General features: G+C 42.1%; 5 protein-coding genes. All 5 read right to left on the bottom strand.

Annotated features, from left to right (window positions below; genetic code table 11):
* Positions 1 to 101 precede the first annotated feature (101 nt).
* Complete coding sequence (locus QZX97_RS09375) at positions 102 to 3,803, bottom strand: RICIN domain-containing protein (protein WP_295648036.1); 3,702 nt, start codon at positions 3,801 to 3,803, stop codon at positions 102 to 104.
* Between the two features lie 184 nt (positions 3,804 to 3,987).
* The gene (locus QZX97_RS09370; RefSeq protein ID WP_295648034.1) at positions 3,988 to 4,665 is read right to left on the bottom strand and encodes a hypothetical protein; all 678 of its coding nucleotides are present in this window, start codon (positions 4,663 to 4,665) and stop codon (positions 3,988 to 3,990) included.
* Between the two features lie 170 nt (positions 4,666 to 4,835).
* Positions 4,836 to 6,524, bottom strand: coding sequence for an alpha-L-fucosidase (locus tag QZX97_RS09365; RefSeq protein WP_295648032.1), 1,689 nt, complete (start codon positions 6,522 to 6,524; stop codon positions 4,836 to 4,838).
* Positions 6,525 to 6,535: 11 nt separating this feature from the next.
* Complete coding sequence (locus QZX97_RS09360; protein ID WP_295648030.1) at positions 6,536 to 7,738, bottom strand: family 43 glycosylhydrolase; 1,203 nt, start codon at positions 7,736 to 7,738, stop codon at positions 6,536 to 6,538.
* 7 nt (positions 7,739 to 7,745) lie between these two features.
* A complete protein-coding gene (locus QZX97_RS19090; RefSeq protein ID WP_363152256.1) occupies positions 7,746 to 7,829 on the bottom strand; it encodes a hypothetical protein in 84 nt (27 codons plus the stop codon).
* Positions 7,830 to 7,843: the final 14 nt, after the last annotated feature.

The raw sequence follows: 7,843 nt of genomic DNA, 5'->3' as shown, positions 1-7,843 counted from the left end.
TGCTGTTTGTTTCTTCTTGGTTTCCATTGTCTTAAAGTTAATTAATCTTTGGAAACACTCCACAAGCTTAGCACCCTATCGGTCCACTTTCAGCTGACGATTTACATCGAAGATTTTGAGTTCCTGTAGACATCCATAAACTTCCCGCTATTTTTGTTGACAATGGTATAATAGCCATAACCCACGCTCGTTACGGTCCATTTCAAACTTATCGTGTCGGCTTGGTTTTGTTCAATAAAAACGCTGTCTTTTAATCCGGATCCGACAACATTAACTGGTTTTTTACTGTTTTTATTTACAATAAAATAATTTCCCTGTAGAGGGGCGTTTGCCAAAAAGATATTGGTACGACCTAACGTATCCATTGGAAAATAGACCATTTTAGTTACACCTGCGTTGGTAACCAGCAGACTGTCGTGCGCCGCGCTTGTCCATGTTGTAACCGGCAACTTACTACCTGCAACATAAGCATATAACATTACCTTAAAGTTTGGATTGTTGCTTATACTTTCCAACGTTAACCTTGGTACCGACCGTGTAGCCTGCCCGGGAATCCAATTATTGTCGATAACACCTGGAGTTTTAGGATCCTTCTGACCAGTATTATTCAAAACCCGAACCAAAAAGCGTCTATTGCCTGTATTTGATGGCTCTTTAAATATTATATCATTGCGATATGCCGAATTATTAAGATTCACAACAACAGAGTCGACAACCAGATCGGCTGCCAGTTGACCTATCCATTTATAATTATTATTGTTTGTAGCGTCTTTTTGCACGTCATCAACAATGAGTGCGTACGGATTGGCATCTTTAATTAAAGCAACGGTACGAAATACCTTTTTGCATATGTTATAAGGTGATTTTACCCAATTATTGTTTTGGCCTGCGTTCATCCAATTTGGGTAATTGCTAAAGCTGATATTAAAATAAGGTAAATTACTTTGCACATATTGAAACGAGTTACGGGTTTCTGTAATGGGGGCATAGCCAGATCCGCCGCTAAGCCATAGGTAGCTATATGCCAAGGTAGCATCGCCACCAACGGAAGAAATTGCATCAGTACTGTTATAGTAAACTATTTTACCCGGTACTTTCATAAAGTTTCCACCGGTATCGGCGCAGGCCCCTTTTCCGTTGATCAATATTCCTGAATTAGCATTTGTTACGTCGCACCAAACATTATTGCTGTTTGCGTTGGTGCTTATCTTGGGCATCCACGAGCGTCCTAGGGCACTGTACATAATGTCATTTTTGTTAGAGTAGGCATGACCACCCATATCTGTACGGTTATGAAACCATAATGTCGCTGCATTTTGATCAAATCCGCTTCTAAAAACAGCCATTCCGCCTCGATAATCAAAGTAGCTGGCATTCCCTTTAAATGCGGCTTGCGCTAAACTGGTGGTAGAGGCCGAGGAGTAGTCGGCGGGATAAATTGCCGCGAGCAGATCGGCAAAAAATGGCGTTTGTCCCCCTAATGATTGGTATTGGTAATAGCCGTCCTTGGCATTTTGATCTGCTGTATACTGTTTTATATAGTTTTTCCAGACATAATCTACGGCAACGTCGTTAGGATAAATATACTTCAACGCAACCATATCAACCCCCTTGAACCGCCATCCGCCATAAGCGGCATAGTTTGTTGTCAGTGCTCCGTAGTAATTATCAAACCCGCCAAGCAGGTCTGTGCCAACAAAAGAGTTTCCAAATGGTTGAGTAATCGCAGGAAGATATTTTGTTGCAAATGCCCGAAGATTTGGGTGCCCTAACATACTGTATCCTCTACGTGCCAATGCTACAAGTACCCTTGCGTCCAGCTCGTTTTTACCCATTCCTTCGTAAGGCTGACCGGTCTCATAAATTCCATATGTTAAAAAATTCCAATTGGCGCGCGCATAAGTTATTGTTCGGGTCGTATTCGCTCCGGGCTCCCCTTCCATAGCTAAATCATTAAGGGTTTGGTTTCCCCAGGTGGCCCAATTAGACGTATTGGCGTACGAGGTGATATTTAAGCCGTAATAGTCAGAACCTCCGTTGTACGTCCAGCTATGAGCGGCTAACATTGCCATAGCACGCCTAACGGTATCCTGCTGAGCGGATGTCATAGAATTGAAAGCAAAATCGTAGACCAAACCTACATTTCCACCCAAATTTTTTGTGCTCGCAGGATTTGAGTTATGATCATTGATAACTATTGCAGCCCAATGCGAAAAGGCATTAGCTAACTTCTTCGCTCTTAGTGTGTAACTGGTATTTGTTACAGGGTCGATTGTTCCTTTAAAAAGCCAACATTCAAAAGCCTCATCGGCAAGCAGCACCGATAAGTTATCATCGCGACCGATACCATTCGCATTTTTATATGTAGCCAATGAATCATAGGTAGGCTTTTGATTAAAAAAATTAAACGCGTTGCCCGTACCGATATAATAAACACCTAATGAGTCAACAGCGTACGGGGAAGATGGGGTATTGTTAAAAATACCGGGAGACCCCTTGGTTCCCAAAGTAAGTAATGTTGTAAAAGCATGTATCTTTTTTGCGATGGCTCTACCGCTATTGGTATTTTTTAGCTGCAAACGAATGGTAGTGGAATCTTCAGGGTTACAAAAAACCCGTGGATGTATACCAAACGGGGGGATATGCTTAATAAAAGGCGTTCCAGTGAAGTCTTGTGTCACCTGAACCGGGCCAAGCCCGTATACATTGTTATCGCTATTGTTAAATGAGGCCCAATTATAAGTATAACCGCCCTGCACAGAATCGGCAGCAGCAGTAAGCGATATACTATCAGACCAACCAGACTGTGTGGCATTTACATTGGTACTATCTGCAAGCTTCACCCTAAAACTGGTAGTAACCCCGGTACTTAAAGTACTATCTTTATAGGCTGGACTTTTTACCCAACCACTATTTTGAGTTATGCCCGATGCCGTAATTTCAAAATAATACCTCAAAGTTGGACTTTGACTTGGGGCCACGGCTGCCATAATAGCTGTAGTTAAACCCGACAACTGTGGACTGATGCTCCACTGGGCTTTGTAAACGCCGGGGGTCCCCGAGTGTAAATTGGAAAAAGTTGAGCTTAAGTTACCTGTACGACTTATTGCTTTTACGGCATAATAATACTTTTGGCCATTAGTTAAACCATAATGATTATATAACAGGGTTGAGCCAACTGAAATGCTGTCGATCAGGCTTAAGGACGAGGGCGATGATCCCGAATAAATCTTATACCCAACTGGTGTAAAACTTAAGCTATCCACATTCCAGGTAACCGTGTTGAATGTATTTCCAGCATACACAGGCAATAAAACCGGTGCATTATAAGTAATAACTGTTGGAACAAATGGGCTAAAATTTGTAATTAGATTTTGAGGCGTTCCCTTTGCAGCATAAACAATGGTATAATATCCACTATTTATATTATTTCCATCAACTTTAAATACAAGTTTCGCCCCTTCAAGTTGCGTGGATGCCACTGGAATAACAAAATTCGAACCGGAGCTAAAGTCGCCTTTTGAGGCATTGTACAACAAGTAATAATCAGTTGTGGTTGTGCTTCCGGCTGCTTGCCCATATACGCCGAAATCAAAAACCATATTCAGCATTCCGCCACTTTTCTTTGGGTCTGTTTTTCCGATATACCAGCTTCGGCCCCATCTGTTGTAACTACTGCCTATGTTTACTACCCCTGTACCGTTATTATCTGCAGCAAGTAAATACTGGCCTTTATCAAGGCAAAAACCTTTAATTTGATCTGCGCTACTAAAAGCTAAACCATTATTACTTTTAGTCGACAAAACGGTATCAGTCGTTCCAGCATTACCTATCCCTAGTACCTTGTTGTTGAAAGTACTATCTGTTGGGTTGTAAAGTGATAGGATATCTCCTGATAAATTATTTTGATTGTGCCATTTCCAGGCTAAATAAACTTCAAGAATTTGTCTTTCGGCGATGGAAATTGGTTTTGCGGTTAAAACAGTTTCATTTACCCCCCAATGCACCCCAATATAGTATTGCTCGCGATTGCCTATTGTAGCAGGATTTGTTGAACTTACCGCAGCGCTTATAGTAGTGGTACTGACCGCCCCCCCCATTAAGCCGGCAAGTCGCTAAACCGGTTGCGCCACTCATATAGTTTTCTAATAGGCTGAACGTACCCCTCATGTCAGGAAAAAGGGTATTGCCCGCTCCGATCTGGGCAAATTGGTACACTGTGTCGGCCGCCGAATATCGAATACTTAATTCAGGCAATCCTGTTGCAACAAAGGCATTCGCTTTTGAATTTCGAGTAAAGGTACCTAAGCGCGAATCAGTTACACTTAGGGGTGCATCCGGGTAAACATATATCATTTGCGCAAGATGATAACCCGAAGCGGGATTGATAAAACTATTGTTAGCAATATCCATCCCTTTTATCCCATTAAACTCAACTATTCCTCGTCCGTTAATCGTGCTTAACGATGGTTGTTTTGAAACCGTATTTTGCAAGGCATTTATACCGTTTATCTTGTCGCTCCATTTAGTTACCAGGCCACCGGCCTGTGTAATGGTACTCGCATCGCTTACATCGAACCAAAGATTAAATGATGATTTAGCCAGTCCGCCAGGGTAATAGGCTTGTGCAAAAGAAAAATTTACAGAACATGAGAAAGAGCACATCAGCAGTACTGATATTAGCTGTTTTATTCTTGACCTTTGTTTTTTTATGGTCGTTTCCCTCAACATCAAAAATAATTTAGTTATCAATTGGTGGGAACAAAAATAGATTTACAGAAAGAACAGCACCTGCTACATTGTTGCAAATGTTTGTCTTAACCGTTCATTTTGAATTACTCATCAAAAAACAACTGTATACTTTTAATTTGAGGTGTATTATTCATCTTCAAAATATTCAACCGGAAAAACTGTGCCTTTACCGGCTTAAACGATGCCTGAAAATTACCGCCAACACTTGTTCCCTTTAAACAGGGTATCCAATTATCTCCAACCTTATATTCTAATTGAAACTGTTGGATATTAGTACCCGCATACTCATTTATAGCAATTGCACCAATACTGGTCTGCTCGCCCATGTCAACCGACAACCACGCGGTTTGCTGATTTTTGGCAGGTTTCCACAAAGTGTTACCTTTGGCATCAAAGGCATAATCTGCTTTACTATTAATATCTGCCTCTGAAGAAGCCGTCGCAGATTTGTTCAAGGAAGGGATTAAATTTCCAATCAAACTTTGCGGTACCCCTTTCAACTCTAAAACAATAACTGTCGCTAGGGTATCTGGTGCTTTTGTGGGTACCTTGATATATAAATACTTATCTTGCTTGGAAAGTTGCAAAAGCGTTTTAGGAGAAGCGAGCATATAGGCCTTTAACACGTCATTTTGTAGTGGGATTTTAAGTTTTCCATCGGTTGGCCAGTTAAGTACATGCAAGTACAGCTTATTGTCTTTTTGAGTACAACGGCCAAATTTTAAATATGGGAACACCCCTGCAGAGGTACCGTAAATCGACTCACCATTGATTTTCATCCAGTTCCCCATTACTTCTAGCGTATCTTTAACAGCAGGCGGAAATGCACCCTGTGCATCAGGACCTACGTTGAGCAACAGGTTACCACCTTTCGACGCGATCTCGATGATGCTACGGATAAGGAATCCAGGAGTTTTCCATACCTTATCACTACTTTTAAAGCCCCAGGTGTTCGTGCCGCTGGTCGTCAGGCAGGACTCCCAGTAATTATCGTTGCTAAAAGCAGGAATCGCTTGCTCCGGGGTACCAAAATCGCCTCCTACCCCGCCACCCAACCGGTTATTGATAATAATATCCGGGTAAGTATTTAACACAGCCTTTATGCGCCCTGCCCGCTCTTTGGTCATATTAACCGGCGTATCCCACCAAATGATATCTGGATGAAAGGCCAACAGCTCTTTTACCTGCGGAATAACGATTTCATCGATATATTTGTCATAATCCCGATTTTTTTGGCTTTCGTCCCACCATGGGTCATTCCCATAGTTCGCTCCTCCATTCGTCCAATCCTGCGACTGTGAATAATAGAGCCCAAATTTCATACCTTGTTTTTTACAAGCGGTCGCGATAGCTGCTACCACGTCTGTTTTAAACGGCGTAGCGTCCACCACATTAAACGCCGACGCACTAGATTTGAACATCGCGAAACCATCGTGATGTTTTGATGTAATGACTATATATTTCATGCCCACGCTTTTAGCGAAGGCTACCCATTCATCAGCGTTAAATTGTTTCGGGTTAAATTGCGCGGCCAGCGCTTTATAATCGGCAATTGGTATTTTTAAGTCTCGTACGATCCAGGCACCGTCACGATTGCGCCCTGTTTCCTTTCCGTTCCATGAGCCGGCAGGTATGGCATATAGCCCCCAATGAATAAACATACCATAACGGGCATTACTCCACCAGGCCATCTTGGCATCATTGGTTGTGTTCTGGGCGAACCCCGAAAATATTAGACACAACAATACACTGGCAACAACTACTTTTTTCATAAATACCTAAATCAATTATTTAAAATAAATTTTGGTTGTTTTTTTGCGATACCGATTTTACCGTTCCGATCAAATTCAACCTTGATAATGCCTGGTTTTTCGCGCCAAGGGGCCTGGCTATCGTCGCCAAAAAAACAGGTGAACCAATCGCCGTTTTTAGCTTTAAAAAAGTTTGTACCGCCGTTGCAGGGTACACTTTCATACCGACCTGTGTATGGCCCATAGACATTGTCAGCAGTAGCGATCATCATTGAATAACGGTCATTATATTTATCAGTAGCCCCCAGATAGTATTTACCATGATATTTAAATAAAGTAGCCCCTTCAAAGCCAAGATCATTCAACTGGTTGTTAGCTGCGCAATTTGAGATGTGATGACTGGGATCATGATCGGGGGTAAGTAACTTTACAGGTCTCAAAGGCTCAGCGAAATCACTTAGATCATCTTTCATACGGGCTATATATTTAGCCGGTCCCTGAGTAAAATAAACTTTACCATCTTCATCTTCGAATAAAGTAGGATCAATCAAAAATGAGTCGGGGATTGGCCCGATACCGCCTAACAGAGGTTTATTCGGGTCCGTAGCATGTACATAAGGCCCTTCGGCCTTACCTGATGTACTTTTTAAAATAGATATACCACCAGGCGGCATACTAAGGCAGATGTAATAGTTATGATGAATATAATGCAGTTCGGGTGCCCAAATGGCCCTTGTTGGCTGATTGTGGTGGTTGCGCCATGTTTTTTCCCAACCACCATCCTTTTCGATACTCCATACCAAACCCAAATAATCCCACTTTTTAAGATCTTTTGACCGATATATCTCTACACCATCATTATAGCGCCAGATGTTGTTTCCGGTAGAGCCCGTTAAATAATAGTTGCCATCTCCCCCGACAATAATGACCGCGTCCCGCATATGCACATCCCAAATAGGCTTGATATCCGGAATAAGTCCCTTTTTTATAACCGATCCATCCGCAAATTTCAGTTTATTGTTTTCTGTCACTTCTGCATCAAAACTCCAATTGCCGGCGTGACCGCCAAAACCATTTCCCACTACGGGCTTGCCGGGTCCTGATATGCCCGAACCGGTTTTATATACGCTATCAAGTTGTTGCGGCGTATAGCTTTTTGTGGCCCAAATGCTAACCTGTCCAAATAAGGTATTGGTTAAGATTATCAGTAAATATAACAGCAAAACACGCTTCATATAACAGCTATTGAATGGGTTGATAAGTAAAGTAATCAAAATAAGCCGGCCTGGCCGAAACCTTGCCATTACCTGTAGCGTACATCCCTATAATAACGCCATTAT

Origin of the sequence: uncultured Mucilaginibacter sp., from assembly GCF_903893715.1 — a bacterium.
GTDB lineage: Bacteria > Bacteroidota > Bacteroidia > Sphingobacteriales > Sphingobacteriaceae > Mucilaginibacter.
Note: the sequence above shows the minus strand (reverse complement) of the source record. Positions and strands in the feature narration are given on the sequence as shown.